The 21,909-nt window shown below is 71.9% G+C and carries 19 protein-coding genes; 9 read left to right on the top strand and 10 right to left on the bottom strand.

Features of this window, described 5'->3' with window-relative positions; genetic code table 11:
• Positions 1 to 3: 3 nt before the first annotated feature.
• Entirely contained in the window at positions 4 to 1,050 is a 1,047-nt protein-coding gene (locus OG570_RS46180; RefSeq protein ID WP_326954884.1) for an acyl-CoA dehydrogenase family protein, read from the bottom strand.
• Between the two features lie 86 nt (positions 1,051 to 1,136).
• On the opposite strand from OG570_RS46180, the gene OG570_RS46185 reads away from it, so the two are divergent.
• Together OG570_RS46185 and OG570_RS46190 are read left to right on the top strand one after the other, a co-directional pair.
• Complete coding sequence (locus tag OG570_RS46185) at positions 1,137 to 2,021, top strand: alpha/beta fold hydrolase (protein WP_326954885.1); 885 nt, start codon at positions 1,137 to 1,139, stop codon at positions 2,019 to 2,021.
• Between the two features lie 9 nt (positions 2,022 to 2,030).
• On the top strand, positions 2,031 to 2,525 hold the full coding sequence (locus OG570_RS46190) for a nitroreductase family deazaflavin-dependent oxidoreductase (RefSeq protein WP_326954886.1): 495 nt from the start codon (positions 2,031 to 2,033) through the stop codon (positions 2,523 to 2,525).
• Here the strand turns inward: OG570_RS46190 and OG570_RS46195 are convergent.
• The gene (locus OG570_RS46195; RefSeq protein WP_326954887.1) at positions 2,512 to 3,906 is read right to left on the bottom strand and encodes a WS/DGAT/MGAT family O-acyltransferase; all 1,395 of its coding nucleotides are present in this window, start codon (positions 3,904 to 3,906) and stop codon (positions 2,512 to 2,514) included. The two genes, OG570_RS46190 and OG570_RS46195, sit on opposite strands and share 14 nt — an antisense overlap.
• Before the next feature lie 64 nt (positions 3,907 to 3,970).
• Between OG570_RS46195 and OG570_RS46200 the strand changes: the two genes are divergently transcribed.
• Positions 3,971 to 5,203: an alpha/beta hydrolase gene (locus tag OG570_RS46200; RefSeq protein ID WP_326954888.1), complete on the top strand. Its 1,233-nt coding sequence runs from the start codon at positions 3,971 to 3,973 to the stop codon at positions 5,201 to 5,203.
• Here OG570_RS46200 and OG570_RS46205 read toward each other — a convergent pair.
• The 3 genes from OG570_RS46205 to OG570_RS46215 form a co-directional block, all read right to left on the bottom strand.
• Complete coding sequence (locus OG570_RS46205) at positions 5,197 to 6,357, bottom strand: SWIM zinc finger family protein (protein WP_326954889.1); 1,161 nt, start codon at positions 6,355 to 6,357, stop codon at positions 5,197 to 5,199. The genes OG570_RS46200 and OG570_RS46205 overlap by 7 nt on opposite strands.
• Complete coding sequence (locus OG570_RS46210; protein ID WP_326954890.1) at positions 6,357 to 9,386, bottom strand: DEAD/DEAH box helicase; 3,030 nt, start codon at positions 9,384 to 9,386, stop codon at positions 6,357 to 6,359. The genes OG570_RS46205 and OG570_RS46210 overlap by 1 nt, the downstream gene beginning before the upstream one ends.
• 371 nt (positions 9,387 to 9,757) lie before the next feature.
• On the bottom strand, positions 9,758 to 11,812 hold the full coding sequence (locus OG570_RS46215) for an acyl-CoA dehydrogenase (protein WP_326954891.1): 2,055 nt from the start codon (positions 11,810 to 11,812) through the stop codon (positions 9,758 to 9,760).
• 146 nt (positions 11,813 to 11,958) lie between these two features.
• Here OG570_RS46215 and kstR point away from each other — a divergent pair, with 146 nt between their 5' ends.
• Both kstR and OG570_RS46225 read left to right on the top strand, forming a co-directional pair.
• Positions 11,959 to 12,591 carry a cholesterol catabolism transcriptional regulator KstR gene (gene kstR / locus OG570_RS46220; protein ID WP_247063307.1) on the top strand — a complete coding sequence of 211 codons (633 nt, stop codon included), beginning with the start codon at positions 11,959 to 11,961 and terminating at the stop codon, positions 12,589 to 12,591.
• Positions 12,588 to 13,220: a maleylpyruvate isomerase family mycothiol-dependent enzyme gene (locus OG570_RS46225; RefSeq protein ID WP_326954892.1), complete on the top strand. Its 633-nt coding sequence runs from the start codon at positions 12,588 to 12,590 to the stop codon at positions 13,218 to 13,220. Before kstR ends, OG570_RS46225 begins: the two co-directional genes overlap by 4 nt.
• Before the next feature lie 4 nt (positions 13,221 to 13,224).
• Here OG570_RS46225 and OG570_RS46230 read toward each other — a convergent pair whose 3' ends face one another.
• Complete coding sequence (locus OG570_RS46230; protein WP_326954893.1) at positions 13,225 to 14,217, bottom strand: TIGR03557 family F420-dependent LLM class oxidoreductase; 993 nt, start codon at positions 14,215 to 14,217, stop codon at positions 13,225 to 13,227.
• Positions 14,218 to 14,263: 46 nt separating this feature from the next.
• Positions 14,264 to 15,094: an LLM class F420-dependent oxidoreductase gene (locus tag OG570_RS46235; RefSeq protein WP_326954894.1), complete on the bottom strand. Its 831-nt coding sequence runs from the start codon at positions 15,092 to 15,094 to the stop codon at positions 14,264 to 14,266.
• Between the two features lie 107 nt (positions 15,095 to 15,201).
• Between OG570_RS46235 and OG570_RS46240 the strand changes: the two genes are divergently transcribed.
• The gene (locus OG570_RS46240) at positions 15,202 to 15,912 is read left to right on the top strand and encodes a class I SAM-dependent methyltransferase (RefSeq protein WP_326954895.1); all 711 of its coding nucleotides are present in this window, start codon (positions 15,202 to 15,204) and stop codon (positions 15,910 to 15,912) included.
• 48 nt (positions 15,913 to 15,960) lie between these two features.
• Here OG570_RS46240 and icmF read toward each other — a convergent pair whose 3' ends face one another.
• Entirely contained in the window at positions 15,961 to 19,194 is a 3,234-nt protein-coding gene (gene icmF, locus OG570_RS46245; protein WP_326954896.1) for a fused isobutyryl-CoA mutase/GTPase IcmF, read from the bottom strand.
• Between the two features lie 138 nt (positions 19,195 to 19,332).
• On the opposite strand from icmF, the gene OG570_RS46250 reads away from it, so the two are divergent.
• Genes OG570_RS46250 through OG570_RS46260 form a run of 3 tightly spaced genes read left to right on the top strand, consistent with a single transcriptional unit; the run spans position 19,333 to position 20,535 of the window.
• The gene (locus tag OG570_RS46250; protein WP_326954897.1) at positions 19,333 to 19,677 is read left to right on the top strand and encodes an ArsR/SmtB family transcription factor; all 345 of its coding nucleotides are present in this window, start codon (positions 19,333 to 19,335) and stop codon (positions 19,675 to 19,677) included.
• Positions 19,670 to 19,900 carry an SRPBCC domain-containing protein gene (locus OG570_RS46255; protein ID WP_326947577.1) on the top strand — a complete coding sequence of 77 codons (231 nt, stop codon included), beginning with the start codon at positions 19,670 to 19,672 and terminating at the stop codon, positions 19,898 to 19,900. The genes OG570_RS46250 and OG570_RS46255 overlap by 8 nt, the downstream gene beginning before the upstream one ends.
• The gene (locus OG570_RS46260) at positions 19,897 to 20,535 is read left to right on the top strand and encodes a DUF899 domain-containing protein (protein ID WP_326954898.1); all 639 of its coding nucleotides are present in this window, start codon (positions 19,897 to 19,899) and stop codon (positions 20,533 to 20,535) included. The genes OG570_RS46255 and OG570_RS46260 overlap by 4 nt, the downstream gene beginning before the upstream one ends.
• 66 nt (positions 20,536 to 20,601) lie before the next feature.
• Here OG570_RS46260 and OG570_RS46265 read toward each other — a convergent pair whose 3' ends face one another.
• Both OG570_RS46265 and OG570_RS46270 read right to left on the bottom strand, forming a co-directional pair.
• Entirely contained in the window at positions 20,602 to 21,213 is a 612-nt protein-coding gene (locus OG570_RS46265; protein WP_326954899.1) for a GTP-binding protein, read from the bottom strand.
• Positions 21,194 to 21,907, bottom strand: a complete 714-nt coding sequence (locus OG570_RS46270; protein WP_247063293.1) for a DUF742 domain-containing protein — start codon at positions 21,905 to 21,907, stop codon at positions 21,194 to 21,196. The genes OG570_RS46265 and OG570_RS46270 overlap by 20 nt, the downstream gene beginning before the upstream one ends.
• Between the last annotated feature and the right edge of the window lie 2 nt (positions 21,908 to 21,909).

Genomic DNA, 21,909 nt, shown 5'->3' on the forward strand with positions numbered 1-21,909 from the left:
CACTCACCCCGCCACTCGTTCGCTGAGCCTGCCGAGCCGGTGCGCGGCGCCGCCGAGCGCCCGGCCGAGGTCCTTCACCTGCGACGAATACCGGTGCAGCGGATAGGTTTCGTCGACGCCGACGCCGCCGTGCAGGTGGTGGCAGGTCGCCAGCGCGACCGGCGCCTGTTCGGCGAGCCAGTAGGCGGCGACGTCCAGTTCGGCGCCGGAGTCGAGGCCCGAGGCCAGCCGCCACACCGCCGACGTCACGGCCAGGTGCACGGTCCGCGCGGCGACGTAGACGTCCGCGATCTGGCCGGCCACCGCCTGGAACGTCGCGAGTGGACGGCCGAACTGGACCCGCTCGCCGACGTGTTTCACAGTCAGCGCGAGCGCGCCGGCCAGCAGGCCGTCACCCAGGGACAGTGCGCCGGCCAGCGCGAACCGGTGCAGCGTCGCGATCGCGCCCCGGTCGGCGAGCAGGTCGGACTCCTCGACGACGACGTCGTCCAGGCGCACGGTGTATTCCGGCGGCCCGGCGGAGGTGCGCGTCGGGACCAGCGTGACGCCGTCGGCGCGCGGGTCGACCAGGAAGACGGCGGTGCCGCCGGGTGTCGTCACGGGCGTCAGGATCCGGACGGCTTCGCCGGCGTAGGGGACGGCGGTCTTCAGGCCGCTGAGCAGCCAGTGGCCGTCACCCGCCCGGGTGGTCGTCGCCGGCTGCTTCACGAGCGGCGCGGACGGCTCGTGCAGCGCCGCGGTGAGCAGCGTCTCCCCCGCCGCGACCTGGGGCAACAGCTCCGCGCGCTGCCCGGGCGTGCCGAGCGCCGCCACCGGCAGCACCCCCAGGGCGAGCGCGGCATAAGCGGGCACAGGCGCGGCGGCGCGACCGACCTCGGTGAGCACCTGCGCGACTTCGGCCACGCCCAGGCCGTCGCCCTCCAGGTCGGGGGGCAACGCGAGGGCGAGCAGGCCCGCGTCGGCGAGCGAGCGCCACGGGTCGTCGGCGCTCAGCACCTTCGCGGCGAGTGCGCCGATCTCCGTCTGCGTATCGTCAAGAGTGAAGTCCACGCCTGTCCTCCGGATCGGCGCAATACTGAAACCTGTTCTAGTCTTAGCCGTAAACGTCCTGGACGGCAACCCCTTGGAGGAGCGGAATGCCGGTGATCGAACCGGGCGGCGCGGGCTGGCGCGCGACCCGGCGGCTGGTCACCGTGCCGCCGACCGCCGGGGTGCCCGACCCCGTCCCCCTCGACCTGCCCGGCCGCGGCAGGACGGTCGTCACCGACGTCGGCCCGCGGCACGCGCCCGCGCTCCTGCTGCTGCACTCGGTGGCCTGCACCGGCTTGCTCACCTGGTACCCGGCCCTCGACCGGCTGGCGCAGCACTACCGCGTCGTCGTGTTCGACCAGCGGTGGCACGGCCGGGGCAGCCGTTCGCCCGAGTTCCGGCTCGCCGACTGCGCCGCCGACGTCACCGCCGTCGCCGACGCGCTGGGCATCGGGCAGTTCGCCGTCGGCGGCTACTCGATGGGCGGGATGGTCGGGCAGCTCGTGGCCCACGCGGAACCAGAACGTGTTACCGGATTGGTGCTGTGCTCGACGGCCAGCAACTTCCGCCGCGGCCTGCGCCAGCGCGTCGCGCTCGACGTCTTCGGCCGCACGTTGACGCGGTTGCGCGAACGCGTCCGGCTCGGCACGATCCCCGGCGAGCCAAGGCGCGAACAGCTGGCCCGGCTCGAAGACCACCGGTGGGCGCTGCGGGAGTTCCGCTCGACCACGCCGTGGGAGATCGCGGTCGCCCTCGACGAGATCGGCCGGTTCGACTCGACGTCGTGGCTGCACACGCTGCGGCTGCCGACCGCGGTCGTCGTGACCACCCGGGACCGGTTCATCGCGCCGGACCACCAGCGCTCGCTCGCGCGCCGGATCCCGGACGCGGCGACCTACGAAGTCCCGGCGGGGCACGCGGCCTGCGTGCTGGCCGCCGCCAAGTTCGTGCCCGCGCTGCTCGCGGCGGTCACGTCCGTGCACGCTCGCTAAGGAGTTCACATGGGACGCTTCAGCCTGCCCGACGAGGCCCCCGGCGGCCTGGACTCGCCGGTGACGGCCAAGGTCATGAAGTACGGGGCGAGGGCCCAGGTGGCCGTCTTCCGGCTGACCGGCGGGCGCGTCGGCAGCACCTGGCGGGTCGGCGCCGGCTTCCGCAAACCGGTGCCGACGCTGCTGCTGGAGCACCGCGGGCGCAAGTCCGGCCGGCTGTTCACCACCCCGCTGCTGTACCTGCGCTCCGGCGACGACGTCGTCCTCGTCGGTTCCCAGGGCGGGCTGCCGAAGCACCCGCAGTGGTACTTCAACCTGATCGCGCACCCCGAAACCCGCATCCACCTCAAGGGCCGTCGCGACGTCGCCGTCACGGCGCGGGTCGCCGGGCCGGCGGAGCGCGCCGACCTCTGGCCGCGGCTGGTCGAGCTGTACGCCGACTTCGCGAAATACCAGGCGTGGACCGAGCGGGAAATCCCGGTCGTGGTGCTCAGCCCGCGGTAGGGCCGGCCTTCAGCAGGTCCGCGAGGGCTTCCGGGAGCGCGTCGGCCAGCGGCCAGAGGTCCTTGACCAGCTCGCGCGCACCGATCAGGCCGATGTGCACCTTGCCCGCGTTGGACAGCACGGTGACGTTCAGCCCGGCGCCGTGGAAGACCGGCCCGAGCGGGTAGAGCCCGGTGATCCGCGCGCCGAGCAGGTACAGCGGCATCGGCGGGCCGGGCACGTTCGAGACGACCAGGTTGTGCACCACCGGGTGCTTTTCGGCCAGCCGCAACGCCGAGTAGGCGCGCACGGCCATGCCGAACGCCGTCGCCGCGGAGAACTGCGCCCAGTCCTGCAGCATGTCGGCGTCGATGTCGTAGTGGTGGTCCTTCGACAACCGGTTGGCCTCGGCGAGGAAGAACACGCGTGCGGCCGGGTCGGCCAGGTGCGTCGGCAGGGAGGCGAAGAAGGCCGAGACCTTGTTGCTGCCGTGGTCGCGCTCGGTCCGATCGTGCACCGACACCGGGACGGTCGCGACCAGCGGGTCCTCCGGCAGCTCGCCGCGCGCGGCGAGGAACTCCCGCAACGCCCCGGCGACGAGCGCGAGCACGACGTCGTTGACCGTGACGCCGAAGGCGTTCTTGACCGACTTGACGTCGTCGAGCTCGAGCTGGGCGAACGCGACGCTGCGGTGGCCGGTGATCGTGCCGTTGAGCGACGTCCTCGGCGCGGTGAACGGGATCGGCATCCCCTTGCCGCGCAACGCTTTCCCGAGCCACCGCGGGACGAGCTCCAGCAGGTCCGGCAGCAGCCGGGCGACCTCCAGCGGTCCCTTCACGACGTTGAAGACGCTGGAACGCAGGATGTCGAACGCGGCCGGGACGCCGGAGTTGGCCCGCTCGGTGACCTCGGGCGCCGGCGCGTCGGGTTCGAGGCCGGCGAGGTAGGTGATCAGGCTGGCGCCGCTCACGCCGTCGACGCTCGCGTGGTGCATCTTCAGCAGCACGGCGATCTCGCCGTCGGCCAGGCCTTCGATGACGTAGAGCTGCCACAGCGGGTAGGCGCGGTCGAGCTGCTGCCCGGCGATGTGCGCGCACAGCTCGGCCAGCTCGACGCGGTCGCCGGGAGCGGGCACGCCGATGCGGTGGACGTGGTGGTCGAGGTCGAAGTCCTCGTCCTCGACCCACACGGGGTGACTGAGGTTCCAGAGTGGATTGTGCAGTTTGCGGCGGAATGCCGGGATCACCCGGACGCGTTCTTCCAAGCGCTGCTTGAGCTTCGCGAAGGTGTAGCCGCCGGGGACGGTCGAGCCGTCGAGGGTGAGCAGCCCGCAGACGTGCAGCACCTGCGACGACGTCTCCAGGTACAGGAAGCTCGCGTCGAGGCCGCTCAGTCTCTGCATGGCGCCAGCCTAAGCCACTTCCCGTGAGCGGCGCGTCACCCTACTCGTCGGTACCATGACTGGGGTGCAGCCGAACTTCCTGATCCGCCGCGCGGTCCAGCTCGGCCTCGCCGCGAACGCGCTCCGCCCGCTGCGAGCGCGTTCGACGTCTATCCCGGCGTTCTTCGCCGGCTGGCTGACGAGCGAGCTCGCGCCCCAGTTCCTGGCGTTGACGGCCGCCGACACGGCGGTCCACCTGGCGCGGCACGGTGCTCGTGACCGGTCCACCCAGGCCGGGCTCGCGCTCGCCGCGGCCACGGCCGTCGGGCTCGGCGCGTCGATCCGCACGGGCCACGGCGCCCGCGACGAGATCGAGCGCGCGCTTCGGGAAGCCCTCGGCGACGACTACGCGGAGGAGCTGGGCCGCTCCGACCTGGGCCTGCCGTGGGGCGAGCTGGCGCTGCCGTTCCGGATGGGCGCGCCGGACGTCAAGGTGGACCGCAACATCGCCTACGCCCCGGGCGGCAAGCGGTTCCTGCTCGACGTCTACCGCCCGCTGGAACCGGTGACCGGCGCGCCCGTGTTGCTGCAGGTCCACGGCGGCGCATGGGTGATCGGCAACAAGGAGGAGCAGGGCCGGCCGCTGATGCGCTACCTGGCGCGTCGCGGCTGGGTGTGCGTCGCGATCAACTACCCGCTCTCCCCCACGCACCGCTGGCCGGCGCACATCGTCGCGGCGAAGCGGTCGCTGGCGTGGATCCGCTCGGAGATCGCCGCTTACGGCGGCGACCCGGACTTCGTCGCGGTGACCGGCGGTTCGGCGGGCGGGCACCTGTCGTCGCTGCTGGCGTTGACGCAGAACGATCCGGCGTTGCAGCCGGGCTTCGAGGACGTCGACACGAGCGTCCAGGCGTGCGCGCCGCACTACGGCGTCTACGACTTCGCGGCGACGTCCGGCTCCCCCGCGAGCAAGTACCGCCTGGAAGGCTTGCTGGCGCGCCGGGTGTTCGCGGCCGACCGCGACCCGGTGAAGCACCTGGACGACTACATCGCGGCGTCGCCGTTCGACCGGGTTTCTTCGGAGGCACCGCCGTTCTTCGTGATCCACGGCCGTGACGATTCGCTCGTGCCGGTCCGGGAAGCACGCGAGTTCGTCCGGCGGCTGCGGGAGAAGTCGCCGAACCCGGTGGCGTACGCGGAGCTGGCGGGCGCGCAGCACGCGTTCGACGTGTTCACCTCGGTTCGCAGCGCGCACGTGGTCCGCGGGGTCGCCCGGTTCCTGGACCACACGTACCTGCAGTGGAAGGCCGCTCAGTAGGCCAAGTCCACCGGGCTCGCCGAGGGCGGGCCGTCGAGGCGCCACTCCGCGCCCGACCGCACGAACCGGTACCAGCGGGCGTCACGGCCGTAGCGGAGCTGCCGGTCGCCCTGGGTGAGCCGGTTGCGCCAGATCCTCGGGGTGCCCGGGAAGCCCGCGTCGGCCAGGATCGCCTGGGCTTCGGCGAGCGGGCCGGGGCCGGGCTGCCAGGTCTCGCGCAGCGCGGTCAGGCCGCCGCGGCCGGCTTCACGCCAGGCCGCCGCCCAGCGGGCCAGGTCGTGTGGCGGCACCTCGGCCGCCTCGGCCAGCGCGGCGACTTCGGGGGCGGACCGGCCGGCCGCGCGGCGGGTGAGGTCCTCTTCGAACGTCAGCTCCGCGGCCGTCGCGCCGCCGATCAGGATGTCCCGCGCCAGGGACGCCGCGTCCGCGGCCAGCGCGGACAGGGCCGCCGCCGTCCAGCCGGTGCCGGCCGGCGGGTCCAGGTCCAGCACCGCCGGTCGTCCCGCGGTGCGCGGCGGGGGCGGCAGCGCCGGGATCGCGCCCGGCCGCCGGGCGTAGGCGGCCTTCGGCGAGAGCTCGTGGTCCTCGGGCTTGGGCAGCTTCGGCCGTTCGCCGCGCGCCGGCGCCCGGCGGGCCCGCAGCTCGGCCAGGACGTCCGCCCGCGGCCGGCCGCGCAGCAGGAACAGCACGAACGGGTCGCGGTCCACCTCGTCGGCGACCAGGTAGTACACCGCGGCGACGTGCTTGCACGGGTTCGCCGAGTCCGGGCACGAGCACCGCGGCCGCAGATCACCCGGCCCCGGCAGCAGGTCGGCGCCCGCCTCGCGGGCCTGCTCGGCGAGCGCGCCCGGCAGTTCGCCGTCGAGCAGCGCCGCCGCGTGCCCGAGCTGGGTGCCGACCACGCCCAGCAGGGTGTCCCACTCGCCGTCGGTGAAGGTGCGCATGGTGATCGTCACCCGGTAGGGCTGCGGCCGGCTGCCGCGCACCCGGGCGCTCACCGCCCCGGCACCGACGCTCAGCTCGCTGACCGTGTCCTTCCGCGCGTAGGTCCGCCCGCGCGGCAGGCGGTTCGGGTCGAGCTTCGCGCGCTGCTCCAGCGCGTCGACCCAGGCCCGGCCCCACCACGTCGTGCCGAAGTTCCGCCGCGGCGGCATCACCCGCTCCCGAGCCGCACCAGGTCGGCCAGCTCGTCGTCGGACAGTTCGGTGATCCAGTCTTCCCCCGCGCCGACGATCGACTCGGCGAGCCCGCGCTTCTTCTCGAGCACGACGGCGATCCGCTCTTCCAGGGTGCCTTCGGCGATCAGCCGGTGCACCTGCACCGGCCGGTCCTGGCCGATCCGGTAGGCGCGGTCGGTGGCCTGGTCCTCGACCGCCGGGTTCCACCAGCGGTCGTAGTGGATCACGTGGGTGGCCTTGGTCAGGTTGAGCCCGACGCCGCCGGCCTTGAGCGAGAGCAGGAACACGGGGATCTCCCCGGCCTGGAACCGGTCGACCATGTCCTGGCGCTGCCCCGGCGAGCTCTCGCCGGAGAGCAGCTCGGTGGGCAGCCCGCGTTCCTCCAGCCGGCGCCTGAGCAGCTTGCACAGCTGGACGTACTGGCTGAACACGAGCACGCTCTCGCCCTCGTCGAGGATGACGTCCAGCAGTTCCTCGAACGCGGCGAGCTTGCCCGAGCGGCCGGTGAGCGCGCCGTGCGGTTCCTTGAGGAACTGCGCCGGGTGGTTGCAGATCTGCTTGAGCTCGGTGAGCAGCTGCAGCACCTGCCCGCGCCGCTGGATGCCCTGCGTCGCCTTGATCTCGGCCAGGTTCTCCCGCACCACGGCCTCGTACAGCGTGGTCTGCTCGGCGGTCAGCGGGACGAACCGGTCGGTCTCGGTCTTGGGCGGCAGCTCCGGGGCGATGTCGGGGTCGCTCTTGCGGCGCCGCAGCAGGAACGGCCGCACGGTCGTGGCGAGCCGCTCGGTCACGGCCTTGTCCCGGTCACGCTCGATGGGCCGCGCCACGGTGCGGCGGAAGCGGTCGAGCGGGCCGAGCAGCCCGGGCGTCGTCCAGTCCACAATGGACCACAGTTCGGTGAGCCGGTTCTCCACCGGCGTGCCGGTGAGCGCCACCCGGGCCCGCGCGGGGACCTTGCGCAGCTCCTTGGCCGTGGCCGACAGCGGGTTCTTCACGTGCTGCGCCTCGTCCACGGCGACCAGCCCCCAGTCCACTTCGGACAGTGTCGCGCGGTCGCGGCGCAGCACACCGTAGGTGGCGAGGACGACTTCGTCGTGCGCGAGGTCGTCGAGGTGCCGGCTGCCACCGTGGAACCGGCGGACGGGGATGTGGGGCGCGAAGCGGGCGAACTCGCGCTCCCAGTTGCCGAGCAGGGAGGTCGGGCAGAGCACGAGGGTCGGCCCGCCGGGCTTCGGCTGGTCGCCCGGCGGGATGCCGTCGGCGGTCTCCGGGGGAACGGCGCCAGCGGGTCCCGCCGAGTGTGTGAGTGCCGCCGAGCCCGTAGGCGCCACTGAGTCAGCAGGTGCCGCCGAGCCAGTGGGCGCCATCAAGTCCGTGAGCACCGTCGAGTCAGCAGGCGCCGCCGAGTCCGCGGGCGCCGCCGAGCCAGCGGGCGCCGCCAAGTCAGCGGGTGCCGTCGGGCCAGCGGGCGCCATCAAGTCCGTGGGCGCCGCCGAGTCAGTGAGCGCCGTCGGGTCCGTGAGCGCGCGGCGGTGCAGGTGCAGGGCGATCAGCTGGATCGTCTTGCCCAGGCCCATGTCGTCGGCCAGGCACGCGCCCAGGCCCAGGCCGGTCATCGTCGCCAGCCAGGCCAGCCCCGCCTGCTGGTAAGGCCTCAGCGTCGCCTGCAGGCCCGGTGGCGGGGCCGCCAGGTCGCCCGGGCGGTCGCGGAGGCGTTCCACCAGGCCGCCGAGGACCGAGGGGGCCGCGAACTCGACCCGTTCGCCGTCCAGTTCCAGCTCGCCAGTGAGCGCCGCCGCCAGCGCCTCGCCCGCGCCGAGCTTGCGGCTGCGGCCGCGGACCTTGGCCAGCAGCTGCGGGTCGACGCGGACCCACTGCCCTCGCAGCCGGACCAGCGGCCGCTTCGCCTCCGCCAGCGCCGTGACCTCGGCCTCGGTCAGCTGCTCGCCGCCCAGGCTGAGCTGCCAGCGGAACTCCAGCATGCTGCGCAGCGCGAAATCCGGGCCGGTGACGCTCGCCGGCGCCTGCGTCGCGCTCGCCTTCGCCTTGACCTCGCCCGCGAACATGCCCTTCGACCAGAGCACCTCGATGCCGGCGCCGCCCAGGTCACGGCTGCCGTCGGTGAGCAGGTCGACGACCTCGTCGTCCGACAGCGGCAGCTCGGCGGGCGCGGACTCGGCCAGCACCCGGCTCAACGGCGGCCACGCCCGCGCGCCACGCCGCAGGCCGAGCAGTAACTGCGTCTCCACCTGGTCGCCGAGGCGGCTCAGCACCGCCTCCGGCGCGTCCCAGAGTGTCGCCGCCTCCACCACCAGGCTCGCTTCGGCCGTGCTGCGCACCGCGAGCACGCCGGCGAACGCGTCCTCACCGCGCGCCTCGACCCGCAGGATCAGCTGGGCACCCCGCGGCTCGCGCTCCGCCAGCTCGGCCAGCCAGGCCGCGCCGTCCGGGCCGAGCAGCGCCGGTTCCCGCGCCGCGAACGCCGGGTCGCCCGCCCCGACCGGCGCCGCCGGGCTGCGCACCAGCAGGTCGGCCGTCGCGTCCCACAACGCGCGCACCAGCGAGTCCGGCGAGTGCAGCCGGATGCGTTTCAGCCCGGTCAACGGCAGCGCGTACGCCTCCGGCGGCAACGCGCCGGCGAGCCCGCGCAGCAGCTCCTCGTCCGCGGCGTCCAGCGGCCCGATCCGCCACGAGCCGACCCCGCTCGGCGTGACGGCCGGACGCAGCCGCCCCCGCGCGACGAGGTTCACCCCGGCGTTGACGGCCGCCGACCACGCCGCCACGGCCGGGCTCGCTTCCTCCCCCACGGTCAGCAGCCGCGGCAGCGCGCGCTCGAGCGGGACAAGCTCGGCGTCGACCTTCGTCCGCGCGAACTTCCCGCCCCGGGGCAGCACGAGCTCGATCGTGGTCCCGCCGGCCACGTCGCCGCCCCACAGCGCCAGCACGCCTTCCCTCGGCGGATCCGAGGGAAGGTAGGTGGCCTGGGTCTGTGCGCTGAACTCCACGCCCGCAACGCTAGATGACCGGTCCGACAGTTTCGGGTCCGGCGGCACGAACGGGCCGTTCGCACCGTCTCGCCATGCAACTCACACGCCGAAACGTCGTACCTGGACGGTCGGCCCGCGTGCCTGGAGAGTCGGTTCGCGTGCCTGGACAGTCGGTTCGCGTGATTGGACGGTCGGTTCGCGTGGTTGGAGGGTCAACTCACGTGATTGGACGGTCAACTCACGTGATTGGACGGTCAACTCACGTGATTGGACGGTCAACTCCCGTGATTGGAGGGTCAACTCACGTGATTGGAGGGACGACTCGCGTGATCCGGGCCGGGACTCGCGTGACTGGGGGCGTGACTCGCGTGATCGGGGGCGGGACTCGGCTAGCGGGGTAGGCCCAGCAGGCGTTCTGCCGTCAGGGACCGGAGGACTTGGGTGGTGCCGCCGGCGATCGAGAGGCAGCGGGTCATCAGGAACTCGTGTTGCGCGGCCGCCGCGGGGCCGGTCGCGGCCAGGGCGGCCGTGCCGGCCAGGGTCAGGGCGAACTCCGCGACGTCCTGGCGGTGCTGCACCCCGAGCAGCTTGCGGACGCTCGACTCCGCGCCCGGGTCCTGGCCGCCTAGCCGGCGTAAGGCCGCACGTAGGTCCAGGACCGAGCCTGCGACGCCTTGGGCGACCAGTTCGCCGAGGCGGTCGCGGGCGACGTCGTCCAGCGCGGCGGCGTCCACTGTGGACACCAGCTGCTGCACGCTCTCGCCGACCGCCGAACCGCCGCCGATGGCCACGCGCTCGTTCGCCAGGGTCGTGCGCGCCAGCCGCCAGCCGCCGTTCGGCTCGCCGACGACGTCGGCGTCGGGCACGAAGACGTCGTCGAGGAACACCTCGTTGAACACGGCCTCGCCGGTGATCTCGCGCAGCGGCCGCGTGGTGATGCCCTCGGCGCGCATGTCGACCAGGAAGTACGTGATGCCCTTGTGCTTGGGCGCGGCCGGGTCGGTGCGGGCCAGACAGATCCCCCACCCGGCTTCCCGGGCCAGCGAGGTCCACACCTTCTGCCCGCTCAGCCGCCAGCCGCCGTCGACGCGCCGCGCCGCCGTCCGCAGCGAGGCCAGGTCGGAACCGGCGCCGGGCTCGCTGAACAGCTGGCACCACGTCAGCTCGCCCCGCAGGGTGGGCCGGGCGAACCGCTCGCGCTGCTCGTCGCTGCCGTGCTCGAGGATCGTCGGCACCGCCCACGCGCCGATGACCAGGTCGGGATGCCGAACGCCGGCGGCGGCCAGCGCACCGTCGATCCGCAGCTGGGCAGCGGCATCGGCACCGCGCCCGAACGGCACCGGCCAGTGCGGCGTCAGCAACCCCGCGTCGGCCAGCGCGACCCGCTGCTCGCCTTCGGGCAGCGCGGCGATCCGCGCGACCTCGTCACGCAGCGAAGGATCGTCACCGACGTCGACGCCGAGGGTGCGCTCGGTCCCGGCGAGCGCGAGGGCCGCCGCCCGCCGCCGCCACGGTCCGGAGCCGCCGAGCCACTGCCGCAGCGCGACGGCCCGGCGCAGGTAGAGGTGGGCGTCGTGCTCCCAGGTGAAGCCGATCCCGCCGAGCACCTGGACGCAGTCCTCGGCGTTGGCGACGGCCGCGTCGAGGGCGACGACGGCCGCGCTCGCCACCGAGAGCGGGTGCTGCCCGGCGGCCGCGTCCCAGGCCAGCGCTTCGGCCGCTTCGGCGCGGCAGAGCATCTCGGCGCACAGGTGCTTGATCGCCTGGAATCCCCCGATCGGCTGACCGAACTGCTCGCGGACCTTGGCGTACTCGACGGCGATGGTCAGCGTCCGCCGCGCCACCCCGGCGGCCTCGGCGGCGGCCAGGGTCGCGGCCAGCTCGGTTACCGGCGGCAGCGTGAGAACGTCACCGGAGACGTCGGCGACCCGCACGCGCCCCAGCGGCCGGGAGAAGTCGAACGGCGCCACGGGCTCGATCGTGACGCCGGGGGTGCCGGGCGCGAGCAGCACGTGGCCGTCGCCGGAGGGCACCAGCAGCCAGGCGTCGGGGTGCGCGCCGGGCACGAGGACGTCGTCGGCGGGCTCGTCCAGCAGCACCGCGATCGTGGCCGTTCCTTCGGCCAACGCCGTCAGCAGCTCCTTGGCCTCGGCCACCGAAGCGAGCAAGAGCCCACCCAGGGCCGTGCTCAGGACGGGGCCCGGCACCAGTTCCTCGGCCGCTGCGGCCAGCCCGGCGGCGAGATCGGCGACGCTGCCGTCGGCCCCGCCCGCGGCGGCCGGCAGCGCGACGCCGAACAGGCCGAGGTCGGCGAACCCGGCGGGAATCCCCGCCGGGGGCCCGGTTTCCGCCGCCCGGACCGCGTCGCGCGGCCGATGGGCGGCGGACCAGGCGTGGATCGCCGCGGCCAGCGCGGCCTGTTCGTCGGTGAGCGCGACCGGCATCGGGTCTCCTCGCGGTTACGGGACACTACTCGCGAGTGTAGAACGTGTTACAGTTTTTCGCCCAGTGGGTCATTTGTTGAACGTTTCGCCAGGACAGGTACTCTACGTCGTGAACTGGAACAAGTTCCGAAGGACGGGGGAAGCCGATGCCCGGCAAAGCCAAGGCACCGACCAAGGCGCGTGGTAACGGGCTGAGCGCGATCGGCGCCGACGAGCTCGGTTCGGCCGCCCAGCGCGACCGCCGTCGCCGGATCATCGACGCGACCCTCGCCCTGGCCTCGAAGGGCGGCTACGACGCCGTCCAGATGCGGGCCGTCGCGGAGAAGGCGGACGTCGCCCTCGGCACGCTCTACCGGTACTTCCCGTCGAAGATCCACCTGCTCGTCTCCGGGCTGGCGCGCGAGTTCGAGCGGGCGCAGGAAAAGCTGGAGCGCCAAGCCATCCCGGGTGAGACGCCGGCCGAGCGGCTGATGTTCGTGCTGGGCCGCAACACGCGGCTGATGCAGCGCGACCCGCACCTCACCGAGGCGATGGTGCGCGCGTTCATGTTCGCCGACACGTCCGCCGCGGCCGAGGTGGAGCAGGTCGGCCTGCTGATGGAGAACATGTTCGCCCAGGCGATGGGCATCACCGACCCGACCGAGGCCGACCGCGACATCTTCCACGTCGTCGCGGACGTCTGGATGGCGAACCTGGTGGCGTGGGTGACCCGCCGCGCGTCGGCCGCCGACGTCGCGAACCGCCTCGAACTGTCGGTCCACCTGCTGCTCGACAAGTGATCCCGACGGCGGGGGTCGCCGACGCGCACCGCCACCTCCTCCGCGCCCTTGGCGGCCTGACCGACGCCGACGTCGGCGCACCCACGGCGTTGCCCGGGTGGACGCGCGGGCACGTCCTGGCCCACGTCACGGACGCCGGACGCGCACTGGCGGACCTGGTGGAGCACGCCGGGCGCGGGGTGCTGATCCCCCTCTACGACCCGGCGACGCACGACCGCGACGGCATCATCGAGGCCACCGCGGACCGGACCGCCGACGAACACCGGAACGCCCTGCGCGAGCACTCCGAACGACTGGAAGTCGCGTGGAGCCGCGTCGCCGACTGGGACCAGCCGGTGAACTACCGCGACGGGAAGCTGTCCAGCACGGTGTTCGCGCGCTGGCGCGAGGTCTGGATCCACGCCGTCGACGTCGGAGCCGCGACCCCGGCCGACTGGCCGGGCGACTTCTGCGAACACGCCGTGGACTTCCTCAAGGAACGCCTGCCGCACGACGCGATCGTCACCGGGCCACCACGCGCGCTCGCCGCGTGGCTGTCCGGAAGGGACACCGGCGACGGCCTCACCGGCGACCTGCCGGAGCTGGGCCCGTGGCCGGGCGGGCGCCCCCGGAGCGGGGACGCCCGCTGAGCCGCTAAGCGTTGAGCTTCGGGAGGACTTCCTTGCCGAAGGTGCTCAGGAACTCGTCTTGGTTGCGGCCCACGTTGTGGATGTAGATCCGGTTGAAGCCGGCGTCGACGTACTTCTGCAGCGCCGCGCGGTGCACGTCCGGGTCGCTCGAGACGACCATGCGGCCCTCGAAGTCCTCGCGCCGCACCAGCTTCGCCATCTGCGCGAAGTCGAACGGCGAGCGGACGTCGGCCTTCGGGAACTTCATGCCGCCGTTGGGCCACTGGTCCAGGGCGTTGGCCCAGGCCGTCTCGTCGTCCTCGGCCCACGACAGGTGCACCTGCAGCAGCTTCGGCATCGAGTCCGGGTCCTTGCCGGCCTTCTTCGCACCCTGGTTGAAGTTGTCCACGATCCCGGCCAGCTTGTCGATGGACGCGCCGGGCGTGATCAGGCCGTCGGCCAGCTCACCGGTCTTGCGGGAGGTGTACGGGCCCGCGGAGGCGATGTAGACGGGCGGCGGCGGGCCGTCGGGCAGCGTCCACAAGCGCGTGTTGTGCAGCTTGAAGAACTCGCCCGAGTGCTTGACGTCCTTGCCGGTGAACAGCTTCCGGATGATCTCGAGGGCCTCGAACATCCGCCGGACCCGCTCCGGGGCCTCCGGCCAGTAGCCGCCGACGATGTGCTCGTTGAGGGCCTCGCCGGAACCGATGCCCAGCCAGGTCCGGCCCGGGTAGGTCGCCTCGAGGGTGGCCGCGGCCTGCGCGACCATCGCCGGGTGCAGCCGGAACGACGGGCACGTCACGCCCGGGCCGAGGTCACCGGTCGTGTTCTCGGCCAGCGACGCCAGCACGCTCCACACGAACGAGGCCTCACCCTGCTGGGGCACCCACGGCTGGAAGTGGTCGGCGGCCATCTGGCCGGAGAACCCCTGCTCCTCGGCCAGCTTCGCCAGCCGGATCGACTCCCGCGGCGAGAACTGCTCCAGCGCCGCGGCGAGACCGATTTGCACTTCACTCACGCGTCCTGCTCCTTCATCTTGATCCTCTCCCGCCATCGAACCACGATCACCGGTGCGCCGCCGCCACCTCGGCGAGCTCGTCGAGCGCCTTGAGCGTCTCGGCCTCCGGCAGGGTCTCCAGCATGAACGTGTAGCGCTCGACGCCCGCGTCGCGGAAGCCGTCGATCACCTTGGCCTTCGTGTCGCCGCCGAAGACGGCGAACTGGACGTCTTCACGGCCTTCGGCGTCGAGCCGGTCGCGAACCTTCTTGGCCTCGTCGAAGTGCAGGTTCCCGCGCAGCAGCCAGCCGTCGCCGTACTTGATCAGCCGCTTGATCGCGGCCTCGCTCTCGCCGCCGATGTAGATCGGGGGGTGCGGCTGGTGGACCGGCTTCGGCCAGGCGTAGATCGGGTCGAAGTCGACGTGCTCGCCGTGGAACTCGGCCTCGTCCTTCGTCCAGATCTCCTTGAGCGCGGCCAGCTGCTCGTCGATCAGCGCGCCGCGGGTCTTCGGGTCGGTGCCGTGGTTGGCCATCTCCTCGCGGTTCCAGCCGACGCCGACGCCGAACAGCGCGCGGCCGTCGGAGATCAGGTCGAGCGAGGCGACCTCCTTGGCGGTGTGGATCACGTCACGCTGGATCAGCAGCGCGATGCCGGTGCCGAGCAGCAGCTCCGACGTCGTGGTCGCGGCCGCGGTGAGCGCCACGAACGGGTCGAGCGTGCGCTTGTACTTCTCCGGCAGGTCGCCGCCGCCCGGGTACGCGCTGTCGCGGCTCACGGGGATGTGCGAGTGCTCGGCCAGGAACAGCGAGTCGAACCCGCGTTCCTCCAGCGCGGCGCCCAGCACGTCCGGCCGGATGCCCTCGTCGGTCACGAACGTCGAGATCCCGAATTTCATACCAACGACTACCCCTCGCTCCGCCGCCGTATTCCCCGGGTTGACAGCCGGCCACCGACCGTCGCACGATGGAGTTATCTCATCATACGTTGAATAAGGGGGCAAGGATGACGAATCCGGGCACGAGCGCCGAAGATCTTGACTTCGAGCAGGCCTACCGCGGCGCCACCCCGATCGGCCGGAAGATGCCGTGGGACCTCGGCGCGCCGCAGCCGCTGGTGGTCGCGCTGGCCGACGCCGGCGGGTTCATCGGCGAGGTGCTCGACATCGGCTGCGGCCTCGGCGACAACTCCGGGTTCCTCGCCTCGCGCGGGCTGAGCGTCACCGGATTGGATGGCGCGCCGTCGGCCGTCGAGCAGGCCCGCACCCGCGCCCCGGGAGTCACCTTCGCCGTGGCCGACGCGACGAAGCTCGAAGGTTACGAAGGCCGCTTCGACACGGTGCTCGACAGCGCGCTCTACCACTGCCTGAACGAGGACGCGCGGCGCGAGTACCTGGCCGCGCTGACCCGCGCGACCCGGCCGGGCGCGCGGCTGCACCTCTTCTGCTTCTCGCCGGAGGTGCCGAACGCGTTCCCGGCGCCGTACCTGATCAGCGAGGCCAACCTGCGCGAGACCGTCGGCAAGGACTGGACGATCGAGCGGCTCGAACCCGCCGTCTACACGACGGCGTTCGACGCGCAGGAGCTGCAGGCCAGCGTCCAGGCGTTCCTCGACCCCTCGGCCGACACGTCCGCACTGGCCGCCCTGGACACCGACGCGAACGGGCGGGTGCTGGTACCGGTCTGGCAGCTGACGGCGGTGCGTTCGGCCGGGTGACCGGCGCCATGCCCGGCCGCCGATTCTCAGGCGGCCGGGCGTGGCGCGCTAGACGTTGCGGCGGTACTGGCCGCCGACCTCGAAGAACGCTTCCGTGATCTGGCCCAGTGAACAGACCCGGGCCGCGTCCATCAGGACGCCGAACAGGTTGCCGCCGCGGGTGGCCGCCTCGCGCAGGGCCTTGAGGGCCTGCTGGGCGTCTTCCTTGTGGCGGTGCTGGAAGTCCGACAGGCGGTCCAGCTGGGACTTCTTCTCGTCCTCGGTCGCGCGGGCCAGCTCGACCTCGATGTCGTCCTCGCCCGCGCGCGGGTTGCGGAAGGTGTTGACGCCGATGATCGGCAGCGAGCCGTCGTGCTTCTTGCGCTCGTACAGGATCGACTCGTCCTGGATCTTGCCGCGCTGGTAGCCGGTCTCCATCGCGCCGAGCACGCCGCCGCGCTCGGAGATGCGGTCGAACTCGACCAGCACCGCTTCCTCGACCAGGTCGGTCAGCTCGTCGACGACGAACGAACCCTGCAGCGGGTTCTCGTTCTTCGACAGGCCCCACTCCTTGTTGATGATCATCTGGATGGCCATCGCGCGGCGCACCGACGACTCCGACGGCGTGGTGACCGCCTCGTCGAACGCGTTGGTGTGCAGTGAGTTCGCGTTGTCGTAGAGCGCGCACAGCGCCTGCAGCGTGGTGCGGATGTCGTTGAAGCTCATCTCCTGCGCGTGCAGCGACCGCCCGGACGTCTGCACGTGGTACTTGAGCTTCTGCGACCGCTCGTTCGCGCCGTAACGCTCCTTCATGGCCACGGCCCAGATCCGCCGCGCCACCCGGCCGAGCACCGTGTACTCGGCGTCCATGCCGTTGGAGAAGAAGAACGACAGGTTCGGCGCGAAGTCGTTGATGTCCATGCCGCGCGCCAGGTACGACTCGACGTAGGTGAAGCCGTTGGACAGCGTGAACGCCAGCTGTGAGATCGGGTTCGCCCCGGCCTCGGCGATGTGGTAGCCGGAGATCGACACCGAGTAGAAGTTGCGGACGCCGTGTCCGATGAACCACTCCTGGATGTCGGCCATCATCCGGAGGCTGAACTCGGTGGAGAAGATGCAGGTGTTCTGGCCCTGGTCCTCCTTGAGGATGTCGGCCTGCACCGTGCCGCGCACGTTCTTGAGCGCCCACTCGCGCAGCTCGGCGGCCTCGTCCTCGGACGGGTCGCGCCCGTACTCGGCCTTGAACGCCTCGACGCGCTGGTCGATCGCGGTGTTGAGGAAGTAGGCCAGGATCGTCGGCGCCGGGCCGTTGATCGTCATCGACACCGACGTGTTCGGCGCGGTCAGGTCGAAGCCGTCGTAGAGGACCTTCATGTCCTCGAGCGTCGCGATGGACACCCCCGAGGTGCCGACCTTGCCGTAGATGTCGGGACGGGTGTGCGGGTCGTGGCCGTAGAGCGTCACCGAGTCGAACGCCGTCGAGAGGCGCTTGGCCTCGGAGTCGGCCGAGAGCATCTTGAACCGGCGGTTGGTGCGGAACGCGTCACCCTCGCCGGCGAACATCCGGGCCGGGTCCTCACCGTCGCGCTTGAACGGGAAAACACCGGCGGTGTAAGGGAAGTAACCAGGCAGGTTCTCGCGGCGCAGGAACGACAGCAGCTCGCCCGACTCGGCGTACCGCGGCAGGGCGACGCGCGGGATGCGGTTGCCGGACAGCGTGTCGCGCCACAGCTGGGTGCGCAGCTCCTTGTCGCGGATCTTCACGACCAGCTCGTCCTGGCGGTATTCCTCGGCCAGTGCGCGGAAGCGTTCGAGCAGCGCGGTCGCTTCGCCGTCCACATCGGACTTCGCGGTGGCGAGCAGCCCGTCGAGGGCGTCGGTCGACGCGTCCACCTTGGACAGTTCCTCGCGGGCGGTCGTCAGCGCTTCGTGCTTGCGGATCGCGGCGACCTGCTTCTCCGTCGTCGCGTGGTACCCGCGGACGGTCTCGGCGATGTCGGCCAGGTAGCGGGCCCTGGTGCCCGGGATGACGGTGCTCGCGTCCGTCGAAACCTTGCCCTCGACCTGCGGCAACGTCCCGGCCGAGACGGTCAGGCCGCGCTCGGCGAGCAGGCCCCGCAGCTGCTGGTACAGCGCGGTGACGCCGTCGTCGTTGAACTTCGCCGCGCTCGTGCCGTACACCGGCATGTCGTCCGGGCCGGACTCGAACGCCTCGCGGTTGCGCACCAGCTGGCGGGCGACGTCGCGGCGGGCGTCCTCGGCGCCGCGGCGCTCGAACTTGTTGATCGCGACGACGTCGGCGAAGTCGAGCATGTCGATCTTCTCCAGCTGCGACGCGGCGCCGAACTCCGGCGTCATCACGTACAGCGACTGGTCCACGAAATCGACGATCCCGGCGTCACCCTGGCCGATGCCCGGCGTCTCGACGATCACCAGGTCGAACCCGGCGGCCTTGCAGGCCAGGATGGACTCGCTCAGGCCGGCCGGGATCTCGCCGGACGTCGTCCGGGTGGCCAGCGAGCGGAAGTACACCGGGGAGCCGTCGAGGCAGTTCATCCGGATGCGGTCACCGAGCAGCGCGCCGCCGCCCTTGCGCCGCGACGGGTCGACCGCGAGCACCGCGATCCGCAGCTTGTCCTCCTGGTCCAGCCGGAAGCGCCGGATCAGCTCGTCGGTGAGTGACGACTTGCCCGAGCCGCCGGTGCCGGTGATGCCGAGGACCGGCACCTCCCGCTTGGCCGCGGCTTCGGCGATCCCGCTCAGCACGTCGCCGGACAGGCGCTCGGCCTGCAGCTGCGTGATGACGCGGGAGAGCGCGGCGACGTCCCCGGACAGCACCTTGTCGAGGGCCGGGCCGTCGCCCGCCAGATCGACGTCGCAGGCCTTGATCATCATGTTGATCATGCCCGGCAGGCCCATCTCGTAGCCGTCTTCGGGCGAGAAGATCCGGGTGACGCCGCGCGAGTGGAGCAGGTCGATCTCCTCGCGCACGATCACCCCGCCCCCGCCGCCGAAGACCTTGATGTGGCCGGCGCCGCGCTCGCGCAGCAGCTCGACCAGGTAGGAGAAGTACTCGACGTGCCCGCCCTGGTAGGCCGAGATGGCCACCCCCTGGACGTCTTCGGCGATGGCCGCGGTGGCCACCTCGTCGACCGACCGGTTGTGGCCGAGGTGCACGACCTCCGCACCCTGCGACTGCAGGATCCGCCGCATGATGTTGATCGACGCGTCGTGGCCGTCGAACAGGCTCGACGCCGTGACGAACCGGACGGGGTGCGCGGGGCGGTACAGCTCACTGCTCATCCCCCCAAAATACTTTGACTTCCTACTATTGGAAACCCGATGGCCGGTGACGCGGGTCTCACGGCGGCTCGGGCGCACCTTGACAACCACCAGCTGGACGCTATGTTTAACCAATCCGTTAATTAACAAGGTGCTGAAATGACGACTGCCACCGATCACCTGAGCCGCACGTTCTCGGCGCTCGCCGACCCGACGCGGCGCGCCATCCTCGCCCGGCTTTCCGCCGGCGAGGCGACGGTCAACGAGCTCGCCGGGCCGCTGCCGATGAGCCTGCCCGCGGTGTCCCGGCACCTGAAGGTGCTGGAACAGGCCGGGCTGATCACCCGCGGCCGCACCCGCCAGTGGCGGCCCTGCCGGCTGGAGGGGAAACCCTTGGAGGACGTCGCCGACTGGGTGGCCGCCTACCGCCGGTTCTGGGAGGGCGGCTTCGACCGCCTCGACGAGCACCTGCGGGAGCTGCGGAAAGGAGCCGAAGGTGCCTGACTCCGCACTGACCATCACCCGCGTCTTCGACGCGCCCCGCGAGCTCGTGTTCACGGCGTGGACCGACCCGGACCACCTGGCGAGCCGGCTGGGCCCGAGCGGGTTCACCGGGTGCGCCGTCACCCTCGACACCCGCGAACGCGACGGCCACCACGACGGCTGGACCTCCAGCTTCGCCGACCTGGCCGGCTCCTTCCCCACCCGACGAGAGGACACCCGATGACCGCGATCGTCTCCCCGCAGGAATGGCAGGCCGCGCGCGACGCGCTGCTGGTCAAGGAGAAGGAGCACATGAAGGCGGCCGACGCGCTCGCCGCCGAACGCCGTCGCCTGCCGATGGTCCGCTTCGACGCGACCTACCCCTTCGACGGCGCCGAGGGGAAGGTCAGCCTGCTCGACCTGTTCGAGGGCCGCCGCCAGCTGATCGTCTACCACTTCATGCTGCACCCGGGCGACGAAGCGGGCTGCCCGGGCTGCTCGCTGCTGGTCGACAACCTGCCGCACCTGGCGCACCTGCACGCCCGCGACGTCACGTTCAAGGTCGTCGCGCCCGCGACGCTGCCCGAGATCGAGCGGTACCGGACGCGCATGGGCTGGGACGTGCCGTGGGTGTCCGCGCACGGCACGAGCTTCACCGAGGACTGCGGGGTCGGCGCGGGCTTCGGCGTCAGCGTCTTCCTGCGCGAGGGCGACGACGTCTTCCGCACGTACTTCACCACCGGCCGCGGCGGCGAGGTGTTCCTGGCGTCGCACCGCTACCTCGACGTCACCCCGCTCGGCCGGCAGGAGGCCTGGGAAGAGGAGAGCCACGGCGACGACGCGCCCAGCTCCTGGTGGCGCCGCCACGACGAATACTGAGAGTTGCGGGCGCGCTTCAGCGCCGCGACGCCGGGCCCGGGGCACTCCCCCCGGGCCCTGACGGCGTCAGCGCGCGCTGGCCGCCCGCAGCGCGATCCACTGCCGCATCGCGTACTCGACCAGCGTGATCAACGTCTGCTTCGTCGACTCCCGGTCCCGGGCGTCACAGCGGACGATCGGGATGTTCGGGTCGATCGACAGCGCCTCGCGGACGTCGTTGATGTCGTGCTCCAGTACGCCGTCGAACGTGTTCACGCCGACGATGTAGGGCAGACCGCGGTCCTCGAAGAAGTCGATCGGCGCGAACGAGTCCGCCAGCCTGCGGGTGTCGGCCAGGATCACCGCGCCGATGGCGCCGCGGACCAGGTCGTCCCACATGAACCAGAACCGCTGCTGCCCGGGTGTGCCGAACAGGTAGAGGATCAGATCCGCGTCCAGCGACACCCGGCCGAAGTCCATCGCGACGGTGGTCGTCGACTTGTTCGGCGTCTGGTCGAGGTTGTCGATGCCGCGGCTCGCGTCGGTCATCATCGCCTCGGTGGTGAGCGGAACGATCTCCGACACCGACCCGACGAACGTCGTCTTCCCCGCGCCGAAGCCGCCCGCCACCACGATCTTGGCGGATGTCATGGTCGGGGGCGCGGTTTCCCGCGGTGCCTTAAAGCCGACGGAGTCCACTCAAAACCCTTTCCATCAACACCAGATGTGCCTCGGCGCCGTCATTGCCCGTTATCGTCTTGTGCACCGTGACCAGCCCCGCGTCCGCCGCGTCGCTGATCAGCACCCGGGCCACGCCCAGAGGCAGCCGCATCACCGACACGATTTCGGCGACCGAACGGGGGGTCCGGCACTCTTCCATGATCGAGACGCACTCGATCTGCTCCGCGGCAACCTCGGGGAAGCCACCGGTAGCGTAGTCCCTCGCGGAGACCAATGTCTCCAGCTCCAGGGCGTAGTTTGCCCGAGTGCGTCCGCCGGTCAACGCGTAGGGCCGGACAATCGCCGTCTGATCCTCGGGAGAGGGCGCCTGCTCGAACACCGCGGGCATCACGAACTCGCCGCTGGGTGGGCCCGGATCGAACAAACCCCCTGGTCGGGGGCCGTCCGAGTCGGTACTGCCGGGTGGAGAGACTAAAGAGGTCACTCGATCTCCTTGGTCGGCCGACGGCGCTGGTGGCGCCGGCGGTTCCGCGGCCGCGTGCGCACCGGCGGCCGGGGGTGGCGGGGACTCCTTGCCCTTCTTGCGCTTCCGGCGGGCACGGCCGGAATCCAGGGAGAACCCGTTGAAGACGTCGGCAAAAGTGCCGTCGCCTCCATGACCGGGGGCCTCCGCCTCCGGGGGTTCGCCGGCAGATCCGGAACCCGTGCTCATCG

This window comes from Amycolatopsis sp. NBC_01286 (genome assembly GCF_035982555.1).
Classification (GTDB): Bacteria; Actinomycetota; Actinomycetes; order Mycobacteriales; family Pseudonocardiaceae; genus Amycolatopsis.